The sequence below is a fragment of the Streptomyces sp. NBC_00005 genome, assembly GCF_045160215.1.
Taxonomy (GTDB): domain Bacteria; phylum Actinomycetota; class Actinomycetes; order Streptomycetales; family Streptomycetaceae; genus Streptomyces.
In genome coordinates, this window is record NZ_CP108316.1 from 5,869,503 (window position 1) to 5,891,147 (window position 21,645).

Below are 21,645 nucleotides of genomic sequence, written 5' to 3' on the forward strand. Positions count from 1 at the left end.
AGTTATAAACTTCCCAGTCTTCCCCACAGGCAGAGCCGCTAATCTCGGCCAATGCCCCTGGTGTCACACGGAGAGCGCTGGTCGCTCGCGCAACGCGGACTCGACCGCAAACTCCGAGGCTGGGGTGAGGGTAGAGGTGCGGTGTTCAAGGGGCACCACAACACCAACTATGTGCTGCGTGTGGGCGTGGTGCTTGCCGTGCTCATCGGTGTCGTGCCCTTCGTGCGGCTCAAGTACCGGGTGCCGTTGAAGACGGTGGAGGTCGTGCCGCGCATCTGGCCTCGCGAGGCCGATGTGCTCGAGGTCGTCTGCCGGTATCTGCGCGAAGTCCCGCGCTGCTTTGCCGTGTTGGGCGACCGCTCCGTTCACGGGTACCGCAGGGGCAAGGCGCTCAGCGTGCGGAATCCCGACGGCGGCATCGACAAGAAGATGATGGGTGAGTTCGCGGCGTTCTTCGTCCGGACCGCCGAGGTGCCGGCGCACGAGCTGCCGCGGCTGCCCGAGGACTGGCCGGCCGGTGGCGACAGCAACGGATTCCTGCACTGGCTCATCGACTTCACCGAGCAGCGCGTGCACCTGCCCAACCGGGCACGGTTCGGTGACCTCTTCGACGCGGTGGGCATCCCCCGGGACGCGATGCCGAAGTTCAAGAGGGACCATCACGACCTGTCGTTTCGTCCCTTCGTGCTCCTGCACACCGACGTCCATCGCGCCAACGTCGTCGTCCGCCGGAGCGGAATCGCCGTAATCGACTGGGAGTTGGCGACATACGGTGATCCACTGCACGAACTGGCGACGCACATCGTGCGGATGGGGTACACGGATCCGGAACAGAACCAGATGATCTCCCTGTGGGCCCAGGCCATGGAGGCGGCCGGCCTCGGCAAACTCACCGAGGGGCTGAACGAGGATCTCAACACCTACCTGCAATTCGAGTACTCGCAGTCGGTTTTTCCGGACGTCATGCGCGCCGCGCTCTCCCTCCCGGCCGATGCCGGTGAGCAGCACTTCCGGGCGGCGGCGGGCCGGGTGAGCAAGGCCATGGACCTGGCCCGGAAGCCCCTGGGGCTCGATGAAGTGCCGGGCTTCGAGCGGATCGTGGAAGCCCTGCGGGCGTGGTACGCCGAGTTCGTGATGTCGGCAGCGGCCACCGATGCGGGACCTGGGACCAGGGCGGAGCCACTGGCAGTGATTCCGTCGTGATTTCGTCGGCCCCTTCCTGACGGCCCGTCCAGCCGGGCACCATGAGCAGGCTCGATCCAAATCGAGGGCTGTCAGGGGGAATTGGTGTCGGACGCGAGGTTGTCCTTGAGCGGGAGACTGACCGCCGGATGGGGGCGCGCGGAGTCCTTCGTCACGAGGCTCTTCCTGGCCGCCGTCTTCGCACTCGGGCTGGTGGCCCAGTTCGTGAAGCCCGTCGGTGACGCACTGCAGGACAAGGTCTACCTGGGCGGTGCGCTGCTGACCGTGGTGGGTTATGTGCTCTATGCCGAGGTGCAGCGCCTGCATGCGGCGCACACGTCTCAGCGGGAGAGCGAGGAGGCCCTGGGGGGTGTGGTGCGGCGGCTCGAGGGCGAGGTGCAGCGGTTGAACGCGGTGTTGCGCCCGCGAGCGGGAGAGGTGGTGACGCCGAGGGATCTGGAGCGCGAGTTCCAGGAGGCGCTCGAGGCCGGGGGAGATGTCCGGCTCACGGTGCTGGGGTTCACGGGAGAGACGTTCGCCACCCCGTTGAGGACCATTCTCCAGGGGTTGAACAGGGACCCGCTGCGTACGGTGAGCCTTCGAGTCCTGGTACCGGACTTCACCAAGGAGATCGAGGTCCCGGGCCAGGTGGGCGCGGACGGCAAGGTTTCGGACGCGCCGCGTTTCCGCGAACAGCTGAGGCATCAGATCGCGGAGCACGAGAGCAGCCTCAAGTCGCAGATCGGACGGATGGCCCTCGCCGGGCGGGGCACGCTGACAGTGGAATTCCGGGTCCTGCACATGTCGCCCTCGCTCAAGCTCTACTTCATCAGCAACGACGTGGTGTACGAGGGCATCTACGACAAACTCGACCTGCGACCCGCCCCGGAGGTCACCGCGGCTCCCGAGGCGGGGGACGGCCTTCTCCTGGACCTCATCGGCTACGACTCCCTGCTGACCCGCTGGTCCCTGGACGGAGGTGACCACGCCCGGGCGATCATCATGCGCCGCCGGGAACTGTTCGAGACGTTCTGGAAAGCGGCACACGAACTGACGCCGGCGACCCCACTGCCGGCTCAGCCGGGTGCTTCCTGACGCGGTTCGTGCATTCGCGTGTTTCCTGAGCTCAGATCACAGCGGGGGGCGTACCCTCCATTGCTCGGCGAGGCGGGGAGGGGGCGCCGATGAGGTGGGACCGACCTTCGTCGGGAGGCGACGGGGCTATCAAGGGCCCTCTCAAGGGGTATCACCACGAGACCTACGTGCTTCCGCTGCCTGGTGGGACGCAGATCGTGAAGGTCCGCGAGCCGCGTGCCGAGATCCTCTGGTTCGATCGGCGGTGCTTCCGGTCGGAGGAGAAGCTGCTGCGCACCCTGAAGGGGGAGATCACGAGGATCCCCGAGGTCCTCGACGTCGCGGGCATGGGGTTTCAGGGGTTCATCGAGGGGCGCACCCTCCCCCTACGACAATGGGCGGGCCGGTACGTCCCCGATGCGGCCTTCGACCAGATCGTCGGTTTCTTCCGGGAAATGGCGCGGATCGAGCCGGCCATGGTCGAGAGTGTGCCGCGGCGATGCCAGCTCCAAGACCGTGCCGCGGACGGTGACACCGACGGATTCCTGGAGCGTCTGATCGTCTTCATAGAGGATCAGGTCTACAAGAGGAACCTCGAAGCGTTCGGAGATCTTTTCGGCGAACTCGGTGTGACCAGCGAGTCGTTCACCCGTCTCAGGAAGCGCGTGTCCGGGCTGCGCCGGCGGCCCTTCCGCCTGCTGCACGCCGATCTGCACCGCAACAACTTCGTCGTCGACTCCCGCGGCCAACTCTGGACGATCGACTGGGAGTTGGCGATGGTGGGCGATCCGCTCTACGACCTCGCCACTCATCTGTACCTGATGCGCTACCCGGCGGACCAGCAACGCCGTATGGCCGGGGAATGGCGCCGGGTCGTCGAGGTCGCCAACCCTGGCGGTTCGTACGGCATGGAGGAAGACCTGGACCTGCTCCTCGACTTCAAGAGGGCGCAGTCGGTCTTCACCGATGTGATCCGTGTGTCCATGTCGCTGAGCGAAGGTGAGGGCGCTTGGACGACCCTGCCCTGGGCCGCCTGGAAACTGCAGAGGGTCTTGGAGACCGCTGCCGGGCCGCTCGATCTGGCCGGGGTGCCGAGCCACCGGGAGATCATGGCAGCCCTCCTCCGACGGAGCCGTCAGCTGGACCGCGCCGCCGCCTACGCTGCGTAAGCTCGCCCCCATGACCCACCCCGGCCTCCGCGAGCGTAAGAAGCAGCGGATGTTTCAGAACATCTCCGACATTGCCATCCGGCTGTTCCTCGAGCGTGGCTTCGATGCTGTTTCCGTTGCCGAGGTCGCCGCTGCCGCCGAGGTCTCCAAGCCGACCCTGTTCCGGTACTTCCCGTCCAAGGAGGACCTGGTCCTCCACCGTTTCGCCGATCACGAGGACGAGGCGGCCCGTGTGGTGGCCGAGGGGCCCACGCCCGTCGCCGCGCTGCGTCGGCACTTTCTCGACGGGCTCGAGCGGTGTGATCCGGTCACCGGGCTCAACGATCACCCGGAGGTTCTGGCCTTCCACTCGCTCCTCTACGGGACTCCCGCCCTGGTCGCCCGTCTGTACCCCTATCTGGAGCGGTCCGAGGCCGCCCTCGCCGACGCGCTCGGCGGGGGGCTGGAGGCGCGGCTCGCCGCCGGGCAGGTCGTGGCCGTGCTGCGCATCCTCGGGCAGGACAACTGGCGGCGGATCGCGGGTGGGGAGCGGGTGGAGGACGTACGGGCGGATGCCGTTGCCGCGGCGGAGCGGGCGTTCGAGCTGCTGGTGGGTGGGTTGCCGCTGCTTGCCCGGCCCAGTGGTTCGCCCGACGCGGCCACTGAGGCTCGGTAAAATATTTAACTCGGTCACGTTATTTGGGTACGCTCGTCGGCATGACGTCTGCCCTTCATCACGAACGCTCCCATCACGACCGCTGCCGCGCCGCCCTCGCCGCCATGGTCGACGGTGCCCAGGAGCAGGTCGTCACCGGCGAGGACGTCTCCGCCTCCGGTGCCGACGCCGAAGTGCTCGGACACCGGTTGCGCAGCCAGGCCAAGGAGTTGCGTGAGCTTCCCGAAGGGCCCTTGTTCTTCGGGCGGTTGGACTTCTCCGACACCGCCGGCGAGCACTCCGGGCAGCATTACCACGTGGGGCGGCTGAGGATCAGTGAGCACCCCGCCGCCCCGCCCCTCGTCGTCGACTGGCGCGCCCCCGTCTCCCGCGCCTTCTACCGCGCGAGCGCCCGTGATCCGCAGGGCGTCGCCGTGCGCCGGCGGTTCGGCTGGGCGCCCGGCAGCCGGGGTGCGTCCGGCGATCTCACCGGCCTCGAGGACGAGCACCTCGACCGCGGGGAATCGCAGGTCAGCGATATCGTCGCGCGCGAGATCGAGCGGCCCAGGATCGGGCCGATGCGGGACATCGTGGCGACCATTCAGCCGGAGCAGGACGACCTCGTACGACAGGACGTCGCCCGGTCGGTCTGTGTGCAGGGCGCCCCGGGGACGGGCAAAACCGCCGTCGGGCTGCACCGGGCCGCCTACCTGCTCTACACCCATCCGCAGCGCATCCAGCGCGGCGGACTGCTCATCCTCGGCCCCAACCGGACCTTCCTCTCGTACATCTCCCAGGTGCTGCCGGCCCTCGGCGAGACCGGGGTACGGCAGTCGACCCTGCAGGAGGAGATCGCCGCACACCCCGTCAAGGGGGTCGACAGTGAGCGGGCCGCCGGCCTCAAGCACGACGCCCGGATGGCGGAGGTGCTGCGCAGGGCGCTGTACGCCCGCGTGTCCAGTGAAGGGGTCAACTCCGTTGTCGTGGCGGAGGGTTCGTACCGATGGCGGGTCGGGGCCGGCGAACTCGTGCGGATTCTCGACGGCGTACGGGCCGAGGAGCCGCCGTACGCGATCGGGCGGGAGCGGGTGCGCAGCCGGGTCGTGCGGTGCATGCAGTTGCAGGCCGAGCGGCGGGCCGGGCCGCAGAACTACGCCTGGGTGCAGAAGATCGCGCGGTCGCGGGCGGTCGGGGGGTACGTGGAGGCTGTGTGGCCGCGGGTGCGGCCCGAGGAGGTCGTCGCCCAACTGCTCACCGATCCGGGGGCGTTGGCGGCGGCGGCCGACGGGCTGCTGGACGCCGAGGAGCAGAAGGCCCTGCTGTGGGAGAAGCCGCCGCGGTCGTGGAAGTCGGCCCGCTGGTCGGCGGCCGATCTCGTCCTGCTCGACGAGGTCGGCGGGCTCATCGAGCATCCCGAGGGGTACGGCCATGTCGTCGTCGACGAGGCACAGGACCTCTCTCCGATGGAGTGCCGGGCCATCGCCCGCCGGGCGCCCTTCGCCTCGCTCACCGTCCTCGGCGACCTGGCGCAGGGGACCACGCCCTGGGCGGCGCGGTCGTGGGACACGGTCCTGCGGCACCTGGGGAAACCGGACGCGGCCGTCGTGCCGCTGACGATCGGGTTCCGGGTGCCGGAGGCCGTGGTCACGCTCGCCAACCGGCTGCTGGAACGGCTCGACGTCGACGTCCCGGCGGGCCGATCCCTGCGCAGGGACGGGGAGTTGACGATCCGGGAGGCGGCGGGCGATGTGCCGGGTGCGGTCGTGGCCGCCGTACGCGATGCGCTCGGTCATGAGGGATCGGTCGGGGTCGTCGCCGCCGATGCGGACGTGGAGTGGGTGCGGGCGGCGCTCGGTGCGGCCGGGATCGCGGCCGCGGGGGCGGAGGAGCTGGGCGCACGGGTGACCGTCGTGTCCGCCACCCTCGTCAAGGGACTCGAATACGACCATGTCGTCGCCGTCGAACCGGCCGCCATCGCGGAGGCCGAGCAACGCGGGCTGCACCGGCTGTACGTCGTGCTGACCCGGGCGGTGTCCCGGCTGGAGGTGGTGCACGGGCGGCCGTTGCCGTTCTGACGGAGCGCCGTTCTGGCGTAACGCCGTTCGGACGTGGCGCCGTTCTGGCGTGGCGTCGGGCTGACGCGGCAACGGCCGCCCGGGCTCAGGCGTCGAGGAGTGGGATCAACTCCTCTTCCTCGTAGTCCAGATGGGCCTCCAGGTCGCGTGTGAGGCGATCCACCTCGGCGCGGGCGGCGGCCGGGTCAGTGCCCTCGGCGGTCACCGCCCGGCGCAGGTCCGCCACCAGGGTGGCGATGTGCTCGTGCTCCTCGCGCAGCCGCCGCAGCGTCGGGTCCGCCCCGGGGTGGCGGTCGGCGACGAACGGAAACAGGGCCTGGTCCTCGCCCGTGTGGTGGTTGTGCAGGCCCTGGCAGAAGGTCAGGCAGTTGACGCGGAGCTGCGCGCCCAGGGTGCTGCCGCCCTTTGCCATCTCCTCGCGGATCAGGGCGAGTTCGCGGCGGAACGCGTCGTGGACCACCTTGATCGCCTCGCCGGGGGAGGAGGCGTTGATGGCGCCCGGCCCGCCCTGCGCCATCGAGTGCAGGGCGACCACGGGGATGATCCGCTCGGTCTTCTCCTGGTAGGCGGCCCAGCCCGGGTCGGTCTCCACGGCGCGGGCGAACGCCTTGTCGCGTTCCTCGCCCTCCAGCGCGACCGCCCGCGCCTCGTATGTGAACACCCCGCTCTCGACGGTCACTTGGGGGTGCGCGAGGAGGTTGACGTACCAGTCCGGGTGCTTCGGGGAGCCGCCCGCCGAGGCGATGACCAGGATGCGGTCGCCGCCGTCGGGGAAGTAGCCGACGGGGGTGGTGTGCGAGGTGCCGGTGCGGGCGCCGGTGGTGGTCAGCAGGATCAGGCGGGCACGCTCGAACCAGCCGCCCACGCGGCCGTGGTGGGCCCGGAACTCGTCGATGATGTTCTGGTTGAAATCGTTGGGCATTCTCTTCTTTCTCTGTCGCTGGTTTCCGTCGATGTCGATCTCGATCTCGATGGGGAAAGCGCAGAGAAAGAGGCGGGCTCCTGGCCCGCCGTGACCTCACTCAGAGGCCGGGCACCCAACTCGCTCACGGCACAAGGCCGACCCGGCAGTCATGGGAGGGACCGTAGCGTCCGGCGAATGACTGACGCCACCGAATTCCAGGTGGAGTCCGGAGACCTGGACTGGGCGCCGGCCGGCGGCGACGTCTGCGCCGTCGCGTCCAGCGACTCGTCGGCCTACGGCGCACCGGGCGCGCAGCGACAAGATCCTGGCGGAGCAGGGGTTCTAGGGCTGATTTCGAAGGCTGATCGGGTTTCGCGATGCCCGCGCCTCCCCGATCCTGTCCTTGATGCTTCTCTTCCTCGACGTCGACGGAACGCTGCTCCCCTTCGGGTCGGCGCGCCCCTACCCGTCGTACGAGACGCGCTTCGCCGCACCGTCGGCCGCCGCCGGCCATCCGCTGCTGAACCGCATCGATCCGGCGCTCGGCGCGCGGCTCACGGCGCTGGACTGCGAGCTGGTGTGGGCGACGACCTGGATGGACGACGCGAACGTGTGCGTCGCGCCCTGGCTCGGCCTGCCCGCGCTGCCGCTGGTGGACTGGCCGGACGAGGACGAGCTGTCGGCGCCCCTGCACTGGAAGACGCGGCCCCTGGTGGCCTGGGCGGACGGCCGTCCCTTCGTCTGGGTCGACGACGAGATCACCGGCGCCGACCGGACCTGGGCCGCCGCGCATCATCCGGCGCCCGCCCTGCTGCACCGCGTCGACCACCGCCACGGGCTCACCGACGCGGACTTCGCCGTGATCGAGGAGTGGCTCGGAAGGAATCGCGCCCGGCCATGAGCCGGGTTGTCACACTCGCGCGCCCGGCGGTGTCTTCATGCCGAATCGGCAGACGTACGCATACGTACACGGACGCACAAGGGGAACATCATGGCGCTACGCGTTCCGAAGGCCGAGCTCGACGGCGAGCTCAGCGAGAACATGATCAAGCAGCTCGGTGCGGTGCCCGAACCCGTCGAGGTGACGTGGCACAACCCCAGGGTGGCCACGTCGTCCCTGGAGATCGGAGGGAAGGTGAGCGAGTGGGACGTGGCCGACGAGAGCCTCAAGTCGTTCGCGCACATGGCCGTCGCGGCGCAGGTCGGCTGCAGCTGGTGCCTCGACATGGGCTACTTCCAGGCCCAGAACCAGAACCTGGACATGACCAAGGCGAGTCAGGTGCCGCGCTGGCGGGAGTCGGACGTGTTCACGCCGCTGGAGCGGGACGTGCTGGAGTACGCCGAGGCCATGACGAACACGCCGCCGAACGTCACCGACGAGCTGTCCGCGGGGCTGCTGGACCGGCTCGGCCCGGCGGCGCTGGTCGAACTCACCGCGTTCATCGCCTTCGTCAACATGGCCACCAGGAACAACACGGCGCTCGGGATCGAGTCGCAGGGCTACTCCGCCGCCTGCGAGATTCCTCTGGCCGCGTGTCCTGAGAAGTCCGGCGTGGTGTCCACGGCATGACCGAGGACCTGTTCGTCGCCCATCGCAGCCTGCTGTTCACGGTCGCCTACGAGATGCTCGGGTCGGCGGCCGACGCGGAGGACGTGCTGCAGGAGTCCTGGCTGCGATGGGCCGACGTCGACCGGTCGCAGGTGCGTGAGCCGCGGGCGTACCTCGTGCGGATCGTCACGCGGCAGGCGCTCAACCGCCTGCGGACCGTGTCGCGCCGCCGCGAGGAATACGTGGGCGAGTGGCTGCCGGAACCGCTGCTGACCAGCCCCGATGTCGCCGATGACGTCGAACTCGCGGAGAGCGTGTCGATCGCGATGCTGACCGTTCTCGAAACGCTCGGGCCGACGGAGCGGGCGGTGTTCGTGCTGCGCGAGGTCTTCGAGATGCCGTACGGCGAGATCGCCGAGGCGACGGGCAAGTCCGCGGGCGCGGTGCGGCAGATCGCGCGGCGGGCCCGCGAGCACGTGGCGGCCCGGCGGCCGCGGGTGCAGGTGAGCCGGTCGGAGCAACAGGCCGTGGTGGAGCGGTTCCTGGCCGCGTTGCGCACCGGGCAGCTGCAGGAGCTGTTGGAGATCATGGCGCCCGACGTGGTCATGATCGCCGACGGCGGCGGGATCGTGGCCGCCGCGCTTGCGCCGATCCACGGTGCCGAAGAGGTGGCACGTCTGCTCGCGCGCGCCAAACGGGTGGTGACAGAGCTCGAGTTGACGACCGTGTGGCTCAACGGCGCGCCCGCGGGCCGGATCGAGTTCGACGGCGAGCCGGCCGCGGTGAGCCTCGAGGTGGAGAACGGGCGGATCGCCCGGATCTACGTGGTGAGAAACCCGCGGAAGCTGACCCGCCTGGACGAACAGGCCGAACTCGCCAGGTAGGCCGCCGCTGTTGCACCGGCTTCGTGGGTGTTCCGGGCGGGGGGAACCGCCCGGAGCACCCGCCCGGAACACCCCACCCGGTGCGGGCGCTCCGCCCCACTGCTGCCCTCAACCGCCGATGATCTCCGGCGACGACTCATCTCCGATCATCTCCGGCGAAGTGCTGTCTCGGAGCCGAGCGTGTGGGAAATCATGAAGCATGCGTCCAGACGACTGGCAGCTCACCGAAGACGTCGACGAATTCCTCGCCCGGGCCGGAGAGTTCCTGCGCTCGCGCGCCGTTCCGCACATCATGCTGCTGACCGTGACCGCGCGACTGCGGGCACACGGGTCGGCCGCAGACGGCGCCCAAGCCCCCGTCTCCGCCCCCGTCTTCGGCCGGCTGGAGCGAGCGGGCGAGGTCCGCGCCTCCTTCTACCGCCTCCCGGCCCGCGGCCTGGGCGCCACCCCCCTCACCCCCGAGCAGGCCGACACCCTGGCCGCCCGCCTGGCCGCCCTCGGCCACTCCCTTCCCTACGTCAGCGCGGACGAGGGCACCGCCACCGCTTTCGCCGAGGCCTGGCAGCGGCACACCGGGGCGACGCCGAAGATCCGCGACACGCGGCTCCATCTGTACCGCCTCGGCACACTCACCCCACCGCAGCCGTCCCCGGAAGGCCGGGGCCGGGTCGTGGGGGAGCGGGACCGCGAGCAACTCATGGACTGGTGCCGGGAGTTCGCCGCGGACGTCGGCGAAGACGTCTCCATCGACGCCGACTCCTGGGCCGGCACCCGCTTCGCCGACAAGCGTTACACGTTCTGGGAGACCCCGGACGGCACACCCGTCTCCATGGCGGGCGTGAACCCGACGATCGCCGGCCTGGCCCAGGTGGACATCGTCTACACCCCGGCCCACCTGCGCGGTCGCGGCTACGCGGCCGCCGCGTCGGCCGAGGTGAGCCGGGCCGCGCTGGCCGCGGGCGCCACGGAGGTCGCCCTGTTCGCGGACGCGTCCAACCCCACCAGCAACGCCCTCTACCAGCGGCTCGGATACGACCTGGTCACCGACTGGGCCGTGTACGACTTCTCGTACGACGCGGCGGAAGCGGGATAGGGACACGACCGGGACAGCGAACGCCTCTGCCGCCGGGCGGCGATGCCGGGTGTGCTCTCCATGGGGTGGCTGATATGTCAGAGGGCTGTCCTCATGCCATCGCGAACAGGCAGGGGGCCTGTTCGTTTCCAAAGGGGAGTGCACGTGGACGACGGTATTCAGTGGATGGTCGGCGCGACGACAAGTTCCGGGTGGATGTTGGATGTGCACTTCGCCCGCGGCATCGACGCCGAGGAACTGGCGCTTCGCACGGGGCGAGGGCGGAACCGATGACCGACGCCGAGGTGGCCGCCCTTGACGTCGACGCCCATCCCGACCGTGGGCCGAGCAGTGCCGTGGTCCGCGTCGGCGAGCACGCCGGCTGGACGTTCGCCCTCACATACGGCCCTACCTTCACCGGCTGGAGGAGGGTCGCTTGAGACGGGACACCCATGGTGCTCAGTCCGTTCCGTCGTACGAGTGGCGTGGCGCACTTTTGCAAGCGTGTGCTTGCAATAGTTAGCGGGGGTGGTGCAAGGTGGGGACATGGCATCGCTCAACGTCGGCAATCTCGGCGAGTACCTGCGCGAGCAGCGGCGCACCGCGCAGCTGTCGCTCAGGCAGCTCGCCGACGCCGCCGGGGTGTCCAATCCGTATCTGAGCCAGATCGAGCGCGGGCTGCGCAAGCCGAGCGCGGAGGTGCTGCAGCAGGTCGCCAAGGCGCTGCGGATCTCCGCCGAGACGCTGTACGTGCGGGCCGGCATCCTCGACGCCGAGCGGGACCGGGACGAGGTGGAGACGCGCGCCGTCATCCTCGCCGATCCCACGCTGAACGAGCGGCAGAAGCAGGTGCTGCTCCAGATCTACGAGTCCTTCCGCAAGGAGAACGGATTCGGGAGCGGCACGGCGGACGAGGCGACCGAGACGGCCCCGGAGGAGGGCGCGGTGGTCCTGACCGCCGAGCCCGGTCCGGGTGCGACTCGAGCTCAGGACGTCGAGGACGTCACGGAGGACGACACCGCCATACGCCGGGCCCGCAAGGGCGACGGCGAGCACACCGGCGAGCGCCGAACCCGCAAGACCCGCACGGCCGGCGGACGCAGGTCCGCCACGCGCCGCACCCGCACGTCCGACGGCAACGATGCCGCACCGCAGGACCCGAACGACCCGCAGCAGACGGCCGGCTGACCCGAGCAGTACGTGCACTCGGCCGGCTGTCCGACCGCGGGACCCAAAACCCTCGACTGCAAGCGACCCGGGAGGACCATCACCATGGCCATCACCGACGACCTCCGTAAGACCCTCAGCGACCCGACCCCGCTCTACTTCGCCGCCGGCACCGCCGACCTGGCCCTCCAGCAGGCCAAGAAGGTGCCCGGCATCGTGGAGCAGCTCCGCGCCGAGGCCCCGGCCCGTATCGAGGCCGTCCGCAGCACCGACCCGAAGGCCGTCCAGGAGAAGGCCCAGGCTCGCGCCAAGGAGGCGCAGGCCCGCGTCAAGGAGACGCAGGAGTCCCTCCAGACCAAGGTCACCGACTTCCTGGCGACCCTCGACGGCGACATCAAGAAGCTCGGCTCCACCATCGACGCCGACCTGAAGAAGTTCGGCGAGTCGGCCCAGGACATCGCGCTGCGCGGTGTCGGCGTCGCCGCCGAGTACGCCGTCAAGGCCCGTGAGACCTACGAGAAGGTCGCCGAGCACGGCGAGCAGGCCGTGAAGACCTGGCGCGGCGAGGCCGCCGACGAGATCGAGGAGCTCGCCGTCGCGGTCGAGCCCAAGGCCGAGCCCGTCGAGGTCAAGGAGGAGGCCAAGCCCGCCGCGGTCAAGGCCCAGCCCGCCGCGGCGAAGAAGCCCGCCGCCCCCGCCGCCAAGAAGGCGTCGCCGGCCCGCAAGGCCACCGCGAAGAAGACCACGCCGCCCGCGAAGTGACACGGACGGGTGATCGGTAACGGGTCGGGCACTCCTTGGGTGCCCGGCCCGTTCTCCGTGTAGCGGACCTGCCGGAACGGGTACGGTGACCGCGTAGGGACAAGCCGAGTCTGGTGGTGGACGTAGTGCTGATGCAGGGGTTCGCAGGATTCATGTGGCTGCTGAGCATGGCCCTGATCCTTTTCAGCGGCTTCGCGCTGATCGACGCCGCCACGCGCCGCGAGGACGCCTATCGCGCGGCCGACAAGAAGACCAAGCCCTTCTGGCTGATCATCCTCGCGATCGCCTTCGTGGTGAACCTGATCTTCAACATCCTGTCGTTCCTGCCCGTCATCGGCCTCGTCGCGACCATCGTGTACATGGTCGACGTCCGGCCCGCCCTCCGCGGCCTCCCGGGCGGCGGCCGCAGCCGCCGCGGCTCCAGCAGCGACGGCCCGTACGGCCCGTACAACGGCGGTCGCTGAGGCGCCCCAAAGGCCGCGCCCCTCAAAGGGGCGCGGGGCTGTGTCGATGTGCGGCTCCGCCGCGTGGGCTCGATCAGCCGCAACAGACGGCTGGCCGGGGCACTACGGAAGCCGGAAAGGCGGATTCCCGCTCAGGCGGCCCGATCCAACAGCAGCACAGCCACGTCGTCCGTCAGTTCCCCGCCATTGAGCTCGCGAACCTCGTTCACGGCAGCCCGCAGCAGTTCCTCCCCACGCAACCCGGCGCCCAGCTGCCGCCGCACCATCTCCACCATGCCGTCCTGGCCGAGCCGTTCCAGGCCCTCGCCGATCCGGCCCTCGATCAGCCCGTCCGTGTAGAGCATCAGGCTCCACTCGCGGCCCAGCTCCACCTGCATCCGCGGCCAGCGGGCGCCCGGCAGCAGGCCGAGAGCGGGGCCGTTGTTGTCGTACGGCAGCAGCTTCGCGGGGCGGCCCGGGCGGGCGATCAGCGGGGACGGGTGGCCGGCCAGGCAGAGGCCGGCGCTGTGGCCGTCCGGTGAGATGTCCACCGCGCACAGGGTCGCGAAGATCTCCTCGTCGGAGCGCTCGTGCTCCAGCACCTGCTGCAGGGTCCCGAGGAGCTCGTCGCCGCACAGGCCCGCCAGTGTCAGCGCGCGCCAGGCGATGCGCAGCTCCACGCCGAGCGCCGCCTCGTCCGGGCCGTGCCCGCAGACGTCGCCGATCATGGCGTGCACGGTGCCGTCCGGGGTGCGGACGACGTCGTAGAAGTCACCGCCGAGCAGGGCGCGCGAGCGGCCGGGGCGGTAGCGGGCGGCGAAGCGGAGGGACGAGCCCTCCAGCAGCGGGGTCGGCAGGAGCCCTCGCTCCAGGCGGCGGTTCTCCTGTGCGCGCACGCGGCCCTCGGCGAGCCGCCGCTCGGCCGTGTCGGAACGTTTCCTCTCCACGGCGTAGCGGATCGCGCGGCTCAGCAGTCGGCCGTCCAGTTCGTCCCGGAAGAGGTAGTCCTGGGCGCCGACCCGCACTGCCTCGGCGCCGCGTTCGGCGTCGCCGGACGCGGTGAGCGCGAGGACGGCGTGCCGGGGCGCGAGCTCCAGTACGTGCTTGAGCACGGCGAGCTCGTCGTCGTCACCGCTGCGGCCCGTGGCCGGCAGCGCGAGGTCCAGCAGGATGCAGTGGACGTCGTCGGTCAGCAGCCGCGCGGCCTCGGTGAGGTTGCGGGCCGTGCGCACGCGGATCGGCCGGCCGGCCGAGTCCTGCAGTTCGGGTATGACCGTGGCGCCGCCGGGATCGTCCTCGATCAGCAGCAGCGTCAGGTTGGTGGTGGCGGCGTTGTTGTCGACCGTGGCTTCCTTGTGCGGGATCTGGTCCGTGGAGGTGCCGCCTCGTGGTGCGGCCTGCGCCTGACCACTCTCCGCGGCCGGGATCGCTCTCTGCCGCGGTATGGGTACGGGCATCGTCTTGAGTTCCTTCCCTCCCCCCGAGGGCACGGTGGTGCGAGAGATCTCGATCCACCGACCGGGACCATAGCGGGTGGCGGTGCTGTAAAGGAATGGCGTGAGACACGCTGCTTGGAGACACGCCAGAGTCATATGCCGCGATCCCTACCGCAGTTGGACAGGAGGGGCCTGGGGGGAGAATGACGAACGTCACGTCTCCCGTGGGTTTGCCGGGGTGTTCGGGGTGCAGTGGGTCACGTGACCGGGCTCTCAAACGCCCTGTCCCGACCGTCTGTCCGCAGATGTCCGGCCCCGACTGTTTGTCCGTAGGTGTCCGGCCCGATCGCCTGTCGGTACGCGTCCGGTGCGACTGCCTGTCGGTACGCGTCCGGTGCGACTGCCGGTCTGTGTGCGTCCGGTCCGACTGCCTGTCTGTGCGCGTCCGGCCCCAACCGTCTGTCCCTACGGCCCGACCCGACTGCCTGTTTGTACGTGTCCGGTCCGACTGCCTGTCGGTACGCGCCCGGCCGGACTGCCCGTCCCTGCGGTCCGATCGGCCACCCTCCCTACGCGTCCGGCCGTACCACCCCGAGGATCGGCATCGAGCCGGCGCCCGTGATCGTCACCGTCCGCCCGGGGCGCGGGGCGTGCACGATCGCGCCGTCGCCGATGTACATCCCGACATGGCTGGCGTCGTCGAAGTAGATGATCAGGTCGCCGGGCCGCATGTCCTTGACGGCGATGTGCTTCAGCTGCTTCCACTGCTCCTGCGAGGTGCGCGGAATGCCGTGGCCGGCGTCCGCCCAGGCCTGTGAGGTCAGCCCCGAGCAGTCGTACGTGTCCGGGCCCTCGGCGCCCCATTCGTACGGCTTTCCGATCTGGCCCGTGGCGAACTCGACCGCCTTCTTGCCCTGTGCGGACGCCTTGCTGTTGATCTCGTCGAGGATCCCGGAGTCGAGCCAGGCGGTCTGGGCCTTGAGGGCGGCCTCCTGTTCCAGCTTGGCGAGGCGCTCCTTCTCCTTCTTCTCCAGCCGGTCCTCGAGCTTCTCGGCGGCCGCGATCCGCTTCTTGATCTTCTTGCGGGCGGCGTCCTTCGCCTTGCGGCCCGCCTCCAGCTTCTTCCACTGGTCGGCGGCGTCGGCGGCGTACTGCTTCAAGTCCTGCTGGGTGCGGGTCATTTCCCCGATCAGGCCCTTGGTCGCGCGCTCGCCCTGCCGCACCCGGCCCGCGCCGTCGAGGAACTCCTGCGGGTCGTCGCTGAGCAGCAGCTGGGCCTCGTCGGGCAGTCCGCCGGTGCGGTACTGGGCGGCGGCCGCGGCGCCCGCCCGCTTCTTCAACTCGTCCAGCTTCTGCTGGCCCTTGACGATCTTCTTCGCCAGGTCGACGATCGCGGCCGACTGCTTCTGGGCCTTCTCCTCGGCCGCGTTGTACGAGTCCGTGGCGACCGCGGCGTCGTGGTAGAGCTTGTCGAGCTTCTCGCGGACGGCCTCAAGGTCCTTGTCCGGCAAGGGGGTCGAGGAGGCGGAGGGGGACGTGCTCGGGGAGGGCGTGGGACTTGGGCTCGCGAACGCCGTGCCCGGTGCCGCCAGCACGGTGACCGCGCAGACCACGGTCACGGCCGTCGCGATCAGGCCGCGCTTGCCCGCACCCATAACGCTTCCCCCAAACCTGATTTACCGTCAGTAACTTACGTCTGGGGGATCGTGCCACGCCGACGTACAAAGCGACAGAGGCACTACCGAGCGACAGACGTACTGCCAAGTGGCAGAGGCCGTACCCGAGGTAGCGCTTCTCCGTGCCTCCCCCCTTTCCCTCCCGGTCATGACGATCTCCCCGCCTGTGTGACGAACAACTCACGAAGATCGTTCCCCGCAGGTCAGGGGTGGGGGCGGTGCCGTGTGCGGGACCGGTCCGGGGCGGCGGCGGGTCAACCGCGGGGCGCCAACGCCTCCCACGTCACGGTCACTTCGCCCTGCCGCCACCGCCCGGGCCCGTCCGTCACCGGCCAGTCGGACGTCAGATCCCGCACCGCGCGGATCCAGCGCTGGCGGGCGCCGTACGAGGCGTAGGGCGCGGCGGCGGACCAGGCACGGTCGAAGTCGCGCAGGAAGGCGTGCACCGGTTCGCCGGGGATGTTGCGGTGGATGAGCGCCTTGGGGAGCCGCTCGGCGAGGTCCGACGGGCGCTGCAGGGAGCCGAGTCGGGTCGCGAAGGTGACCGTCCGCGGCCCCTCCGGGCCGAGCGCGACCCACACGTGCCGGCGCCCGATCTCGTCGCAGGTCCCCTCGACCAGCAGCCCGCCGCGGGAGGACTCCGTCGGGCGGGCCAGGCGGGCGCACAGGCGCTGCCACACCTCGGCGACCTCGGACTCCTCGTACTGCCGCAGCACGTTCGCCGCGCGGATCAGCAGGGGGCGCCGGGGGATCGGGATCTCGAAGCCGCCGTGCCGGAAGACGAGGCCGTCGCGCTCGTACCGCTTCGCCGCCGCGACCCTCGCCGGTTCGATCTCGATGCCGACCACGCGCGCGTGGGGCGCTGCCGTGCGGAGGCGGCCGAGTAGCTCCACCGCGGTCCAGGGCGCCGCCCCGTACCCGAGGTCGACGGCGACGGGGTCGGTGGCGCGGCGGAGTTCGGGGCCGTGGGTCGCTGTGATCCAGCGGTCCATACGGCGTAGGCGGTTCGGGTTGGTCGTTCCGCGCGTGACCGTGCCCACGGGGCGGTGGGCTGCGCGGGCTGTCATGGGTACGAGGGTAGGTGGTGCCCGTCCCTGGGGGCTCCGCACCCAGGCCCCCGTATCGGCCTGAACGGCCTCGTCCTCACACGCCGGACGGGCTGATGGGTGCCGGCCGGCGCTCGTGAGTGCGCCCGTTCCGTCCCGAGCCCTACGCATTCCAGCCTCGAACGGTTGAGCGACACCCGGTAATGCCTCGGTAAAAACCATCGCCCCAGGAATGGGAACCCCTCCCTCCGGCGTTGCCGCCCTTGGAGGATGCCCCGCACCCTCCGTCAGGCATGCCCGCACAAGGAGGAACGCCACGTGAGCCAGTACGTCAGCAGGCTCGGGCGACGCTCCCAGACGGCGCCCCCGCGGCTCAGGCTCCACCGCCGCCCCCGCCGCGTCGCCATGCTGTCCGTGCACACCTCACCGCTGCACCAGCCCGGCACGGGCGACGCGGGCGGCATGAACGTCTACATCGTGGAGCTCGCGCAGCGCCTCGCCGCGATCAACATCGAGGTCGAGATCTTCACGCGCGCGACCACGGCCGTCCTTCCCCCGACCGTCGAGCTGGCCCCGGGCGTCCTCGTCCGCCACATCGACGCGGGCCCCTACGAGGGTCTCGCCAAGGAGGAGCTGCCGGCCCAGCTGTGCGCCTTCACGCACGGCGTGATGCAGGCCTGGGCCGGCCACCGGCCCGGCTACTACGACCTGGTCCACTCGCACTACTGGCTCTCCGGCCACGTCGGCTGGCTCGCCGCCCAGCGCTGGGGCGCCCCCCTGGTGCACGCCATGCACACCATGGCCAAGGTCAAGAACGCCAACCTGGCCGACGGCGACACCCCCGAGCCCGTCGCCCGTGTGATCGGCGAGACCCAGATCGTCGAAGCGGCCGACCGCCTCATCGCGAACACCGCGGAGGAGGCCGACGAACTCGTGCACCACTACAGCGCCGACCCCGGCAAGGTCGCCGTGGTGCACCCGGGCGTCAACCTCGACCGTTTCCGCCCGGCCGACGGCCGCGCGGCCGCCCGTGCCCGCCTCGACCTCCCGCAGGACGCGCTGGTGCCGCTGTTCGCGGGCCGCATCCAGCCCCTGAAGGCGCCGGACGTGCTCCTGCGCGCGGTCGCCGTCCTGCTCGACGAGCGCCCCGAACTGCGCTCCCGGATCGTCGTGCCGATCGTCGGCGGGCCCAGCGGCAGCGGTCTCGCCAAGCCCGAGGGCCTGCAGAAGCTGGCGGCGCGGCTGGGCATCGCGGACGTGGTCCGCTTCCGTCCGCCCGTCGACCAGGACCAGCTCGCGGACTGGTTCCGGGCCGCCTCCGTCCTCGTCATGCCGTCCTACAGCGAGTCGTTCGGCCTGGTCGCCATAGAGGCGCAGGCGGCCGGGACGCCGGTGCTCGCCGCGGCGGTCGGCGGACTGCCGGTGGCCGTGCGCGACGGACAGACGGGTTTCCTCGTACGAGGCCACGATCCCGCCGACTACGCGCGCGTACTGAGCGATTTCGCCGACGACCCGACGCTCCCGTCCCGGGTGGGCGGAGCCGCCGCGCGGCACGCGCAGTCCTTCGGCTGGGACACCGCGGCCGCCGCGACGGCGGACGTCTACACGGCCGCGATGCAGTCGTACCGGCGTCGCGTACGCTCCCACCATGGCTGATGCGCAGAAGGCGGCCCAGGTGATCGAGGGAGTCCTGAAGGACGCCGAGCTCGAGTGGGAGAGCCCCGCACCCGGCAACTACGTGGTGAATCTCCCCGGCACCCGCAAGCTGTCGACGACGGTCTCCCTCCTCGTGGGCCGGCACTCCCTCTCCCTCAACGCCTTCGTCATCCGCCACCCCGACGAGAACGAGTCCGGCGTCCACCGCTGGCTGTTGGAGCGCAACCTCAAGCTGTACGGCGTGAGTTACGCCGTCGACCGACTCGGCGACGTCTACGTCGCGGGCAAGCTCCCCCTGGCCGCCGTCACCCCGGACGAGATCGACCGTCTGCTCGGCCAGGTCCTGGAGGCGGCGGACGGCAGCTTCAACACGCTCCTGGAACTCGGTTTCGCGTCCGCGATCCGCAAGGAGTACGAGTGGCGGGTGGCGCGCGGGGAGTCGACGCGGAATCTCGACGCGTTCACTCATCTGACCCAGCGCCCGTCTGGATGACCTGAACGACCTCTGACTGTCCTCTTGTTCAACCCCTTCCGCAGGGAGGGGGCTTCGTGGCATGCTCACCGCCATCGCGATTCTGAACGTCGTTCACATCCATGAAAGTTCCCATGGGAGGACGGACGGACATGGGCAACGCGCACCTCACCAGACGGACCCTGCTCGGCAGTGCCCTGGCCCTGGCGGTCCCCGTCCCCCAGGCACTCCACCAAGGCGAAGTCCCTTCCCTCTGGCGGGAGTTCACCCGCACCCCCTTCACCCACCCGCAGATCCCGTACGTCGGCCGGGCCGGCTGCCGTGGCGGGGCGGCGCGCTTCCCCCGCCGCCCCGTCGTGGCCGACGTACGCGACCACGGAGCCGTGGCAGGCCTCGCGACCGACTCCGCCCCCGCGATCAACCGTGCCATCGCCGCCGCCGGTAGGGCCGGCGGTGGCACGGTCACCATCCCGCCCGGCACCTTCCGCATCGACGACGTGATCCGGATCGGACACGACAACGTCGTGCTGCGCGGCGCCGGCAGCGGCCGTACGACGCTCTATGCCACCAAGAACCTCACCGAACTGATCGGCGTCTACGGCTCCCGCTACGGCGGCACCAAGTCGTCCTGGTCCTGGGCGGGCGGCCTCATCTGGCTGGCGCCGAGGGCCCGTTGGGACTCACTCGTCGCCGCCATCAGGGCGCAGGACTGGCCCTTCGAGGGCTGGACCGGCAACAAGCGGGACGAGTGGGAGACGCTGACGGCCGTCGAGCCCGCGCGGCAGGGCTCCTGGTCCGTGAAGGTCGCGCACCCCTCCCGGCTGCGCCCGGGCGACCTGGTCCTGCTCCGCCTCGCCGACGACCCGGCCCACACCCTCCTCCAGCACATGTCGGGGGGCGGCCCCGGCCCGGCGGCGTACTCCTGGGAGGACAAGACCAAGCTGCTCTCGTACGTCCCCTACGAGTGGCCCGTCCGCATCGCACACGTCCACGGCCGGACCGTCACCCTGGAACGCCCGCTCCCGCTGGACCTGCGCCCCGAATGGAACCCCCAGTTCACCACGCATGTAAGGGAGTTGACGGGCTCGGGAGTGGAGGGCCTCACCCTGCAGATGATTCCCACGCCGCAGTCCCCGCACCTCCTCGACAAGGGCTACAACGGGGTCGCGCTGCAGTGCACGTACGACTGCTGGGTGGACGACGTCGCGGTCCGTGACGTGGACAACGGCTTCGGTCTGGTGGCCGCGTCCTCCTGCACCCTGCTCCGCACCCGGGTCGGCGGCCGTGGCGAGCACCATCCCTACTTCTGCCGCGAGGGCTCGCACGACAACCTGATCGAGGACTTCACGATCGAGGAGCGCACGGTCCCGGCCCCCGCGGACACCCAGCTGCACGGCATCAACGTGGAGGGCCTGTCCTCGTACAACGTCTGGTCCCGCGGCGACATGCGGATGGGCACGTTCGACAGCCACCGCGGCCTGCCCTTCGCGAACGTCCGCACCGACATCACCGTCGACAACAACGGCCGGCACGGCGGCGACGCGATCGCGGGGCCCCTCTACGGCGCCCGTTTCGCGCACTGGAACGTCCGCGTGACGAACGGCAGGGCGGGCCTGGTGAAGATCGACGGGCTGGCCCCGTACTCCGCGACGGTCGGCGTCAACGAGGTCAGGGAGTTCGACCAGATCGACGTGCCCGACTTCGCCGGGGATCTGCACGCGCGCCTGGAGCTGTATCCCACGACGGACGCGGTGCGGCCCCGGAACCTCTACGAGGCCCAGCGCGGGCTGTGACTCAGGCGCGGCGAAGGGTGTCGTAGCCGATGAAGTCGAACATGTGCTCCCCGAGCGGGAGTTGGCGGGGTTCGCCGGTGTAGCGGTGGGCGCCGACGGCCTGGGCGCGTGCGGGCTCGGACAGCCACCGGCGTTCGAACCCGCGCTCCTCCAGCCAGGCGCAGACCTGCGGGACGAGGTCGGGGGCCTTGCGGTTGCGCGTCCACACCACCGTGCCGCCCGTGCGGCACAGCCGCGTGCAGTGGTCGAGGGTGCGTTCGACGTCGGCGTCGGTGATGTTGCCGAGGACACCGCAGACGAGGACGAGGTCGGCCGGGGCGAGATCGGCGTAGTGGTCGGTCAACGAGGCGTCCCCGGCGAGGACTTCGACGCCTGGCAGCCCGGCCGCCTGCGCCGCGGTCCGGGCCGCCGCGACGTTCCGCTCGTCCAACTCGACCAGACGCGCCCGGACTTCGGCCCCGCGCGGATGGCCGGCCAGCACCCCGATCAGGTCCCGCCCCTGCCCGGCGCACAGGCTCACGGCCGTCAGCGGTCCCGGCGGTGCCTCGTCCAGGGCGGCACGGATCCGGTCCTGGACGAGGGCGAGGCGCTGCCCGAGGCCGGAATCGGGGGAGTCGTAGGCGTCCTGCCAGCGGTACCAGTCCATGCGGC

21 protein-coding genes are annotated in these 21,645 nt (G+C 70.5%); 16 read left to right on the top strand and 5 right to left on the bottom strand.

Going from position 1 to position 21,645, the window contains the following annotated elements; genetic code table 11:
* Positions 1-51: 51 nt before the first annotated feature.
* From OG303_RS26970 to OG303_RS26990, 5 genes are all read left to right on the top strand, one after another.
* Entirely contained in the window at positions 52-1,203 is a 1,152-nt protein-coding gene (locus OG303_RS26970; RefSeq protein WP_405871507.1) for a phosphotransferase, read from the top strand.
* A 105-nt stretch (positions 1,204-1,308) separates the two neighbouring features.
* A complete protein-coding gene (locus tag OG303_RS26975; protein WP_405871508.1) occupies positions 1,309-2,277 on the top strand; it encodes an ATP/GTP-binding protein in 969 nt (322 codons plus the stop codon).
* Positions 2,278-2,366: 89 nt separating this feature from the next.
* Positions 2,367-3,425: a phosphotransferase gene (locus OG303_RS26980; RefSeq protein ID WP_405871509.1), complete on the top strand. Its 1,059-nt coding sequence runs from the start codon at positions 2,367-2,369 to the stop codon at positions 3,423-3,425.
* Positions 3,426-3,435: 10 nt separating this feature from the next.
* On the top strand, positions 3,436-4,080 hold the full coding sequence (locus OG303_RS26985) for a TetR family transcriptional regulator (protein WP_405871510.1): 645 nt from the start codon (positions 3,436-3,438) through the stop codon (positions 4,078-4,080).
* Positions 4,081-4,121: 41 nt separating this feature from the next.
* A complete protein-coding gene (locus OG303_RS26990; RefSeq protein ID WP_405871511.1) occupies positions 4,122-6,134 on the top strand; it encodes a HelD family protein in 2,013 nt (670 codons plus the stop codon).
* Between the two features lie 85 nt (positions 6,135-6,219).
* On the opposite strand, the gene OG303_RS26995 is transcribed toward OG303_RS26990, so the two are convergent.
* Positions 6,220-7,056, bottom strand: coding sequence for a nitroreductase/quinone reductase family protein (locus tag OG303_RS26995; RefSeq protein ID WP_405871512.1), 837 nt, complete (start codon positions 7,054-7,056; stop codon positions 6,220-6,222).
* 388 nt (positions 7,057-7,444) lie between these two features.
* Here OG303_RS26995 and OG303_RS27000 point away from each other — a divergent pair, with 388 nt between their 5' ends.
* From OG303_RS27000 to OG303_RS27035, 8 genes are all read left to right on the top strand, one after another.
* Positions 7,445-7,939 carry an HAD domain-containing protein gene (locus OG303_RS27000; protein WP_405871514.1) on the top strand — a complete coding sequence of 165 codons (495 nt, stop codon included), beginning with the start codon at positions 7,445-7,447 and terminating at the stop codon, positions 7,937-7,939.
* Between the two features lie 90 nt (positions 7,940-8,029).
* Positions 8,030-8,608 carry a carboxymuconolactone decarboxylase family protein gene (locus OG303_RS27005; protein WP_405871515.1) on the top strand — a complete coding sequence of 193 codons (579 nt, stop codon included), beginning with the start codon at positions 8,030-8,032 and terminating at the stop codon, positions 8,606-8,608.
* The gene (locus OG303_RS27010) at positions 8,605-9,471 is read left to right on the top strand and encodes an RNA polymerase sigma-70 factor (RefSeq protein ID WP_405871516.1); all 867 of its coding nucleotides are present in this window, start codon (positions 8,605-8,607) and stop codon (positions 9,469-9,471) included. The genes OG303_RS27005 and OG303_RS27010 overlap by 4 nt, the downstream gene beginning before the upstream one ends.
* A 199-nt stretch (positions 9,472-9,670) precedes the next feature.
* Positions 9,671-10,564, top strand: a complete 894-nt coding sequence (locus tag OG303_RS27015) for a GNAT family N-acetyltransferase (protein WP_405871518.1) — start codon at positions 9,671-9,673, stop codon at positions 10,562-10,564.
* Between the two features lie 269 nt (positions 10,565-10,833).
* Positions 10,834-10,983 carry a hypothetical protein gene (locus OG303_RS27020; RefSeq protein WP_405871519.1) on the top strand — a complete coding sequence of 50 codons (150 nt, stop codon included), beginning with the start codon at positions 10,834-10,836 and terminating at the stop codon, positions 10,981-10,983.
* Between the two features lie 106 nt (positions 10,984-11,089).
* Positions 11,090-11,731, top strand: a complete 642-nt coding sequence (locus tag OG303_RS27025) for a helix-turn-helix domain-containing protein (RefSeq protein ID WP_405871520.1) — start codon at positions 11,090-11,092, stop codon at positions 11,729-11,731.
* 84 nt (positions 11,732-11,815) lie between these two features.
* Positions 11,816-12,472: a hypothetical protein gene (locus tag OG303_RS27030; RefSeq protein WP_405871522.1), complete on the top strand. Its 657-nt coding sequence runs from the start codon at positions 11,816-11,818 to the stop codon at positions 12,470-12,472.
* 131 nt (positions 12,473-12,603) lie between these two features.
* Positions 12,604-12,936 carry a DUF2516 family protein gene (locus tag OG303_RS27035; protein WP_405877496.1) on the top strand — a complete coding sequence of 111 codons (333 nt, stop codon included), beginning with the start codon at positions 12,604-12,606 and terminating at the stop codon, positions 12,934-12,936.
* A 131-nt stretch (positions 12,937-13,067) separates the two neighbouring features.
* Here the strand turns inward: OG303_RS27035 and OG303_RS27040 are convergent, their stop codons facing one another.
* The 3 genes from OG303_RS27040 to OG303_RS27050 all read right to left on the bottom strand — a co-directional run bounded on the left by OG303_RS27040 (position 13,068) and on the right by OG303_RS27050 (position 17,094).
* Positions 13,068-14,372, bottom strand: a complete 1,305-nt coding sequence (locus OG303_RS27040) for a PP2C family protein-serine/threonine phosphatase (protein ID WP_405871524.1) — start codon at positions 14,370-14,372, stop codon at positions 13,068-13,070.
* A gap of 548 nt (positions 14,373-14,920) precedes the next feature.
* A complete protein-coding gene (locus tag OG303_RS27045) occupies positions 14,921-16,006 on the bottom strand; it encodes an NlpC/P60 family protein (protein WP_405871525.1) in 1,086 nt (361 codons plus the stop codon).
* A 275-nt stretch (positions 16,007-16,281) separates the two neighbouring features.
* Positions 16,282-17,094 carry a class I SAM-dependent methyltransferase gene (locus tag OG303_RS27050; protein WP_405871526.1) on the bottom strand — a complete coding sequence of 271 codons (813 nt, stop codon included), beginning with the start codon at positions 17,092-17,094 and terminating at the stop codon, positions 16,282-16,284.
* Positions 17,095-17,391: 297 nt separating this feature from the next.
* Between OG303_RS27050 and mshA the strand changes: the two genes are divergently transcribed.
* The 3 genes from mshA to OG303_RS27065 all read left to right on the top strand — a co-directional run bounded on the left by mshA (position 17,392) and on the right by OG303_RS27065 (position 20,994).
* Complete coding sequence (gene mshA / locus OG303_RS27055) at positions 17,392-18,729, top strand: D-inositol-3-phosphate glycosyltransferase (protein ID WP_405871528.1); 1,338 nt, start codon at positions 17,392-17,394, stop codon at positions 18,727-18,729.
* Positions 18,722-19,222: a YbjN domain-containing protein gene (locus tag OG303_RS27060; protein ID WP_405871529.1), complete on the top strand. Its 501-nt coding sequence runs from the start codon at positions 18,722-18,724 to the stop codon at positions 19,220-19,222. The genes mshA and OG303_RS27060 overlap by 8 nt, the downstream gene beginning before the upstream one ends.
* Before the next feature lie 113 nt (positions 19,223-19,335).
* Positions 19,336-20,994: a glycosyl hydrolase family 28-related protein gene (locus OG303_RS27065; RefSeq protein ID WP_405871530.1), complete on the top strand. Its 1,659-nt coding sequence runs from the start codon at positions 19,336-19,338 to the stop codon at positions 20,992-20,994.
* A 1-nt stretch (position 20,995) separates the two neighbouring features.
* Here the strand turns inward: OG303_RS27065 and OG303_RS27070 are convergent, their stop codons facing one another.
* Entirely contained in the window at positions 20,996-21,640 is a 645-nt protein-coding gene (locus OG303_RS27070; RefSeq protein WP_405871531.1) for a methyltransferase domain-containing protein, read from the bottom strand.
* Between the last annotated feature and the right edge of the window lie 5 nt (positions 21,641-21,645).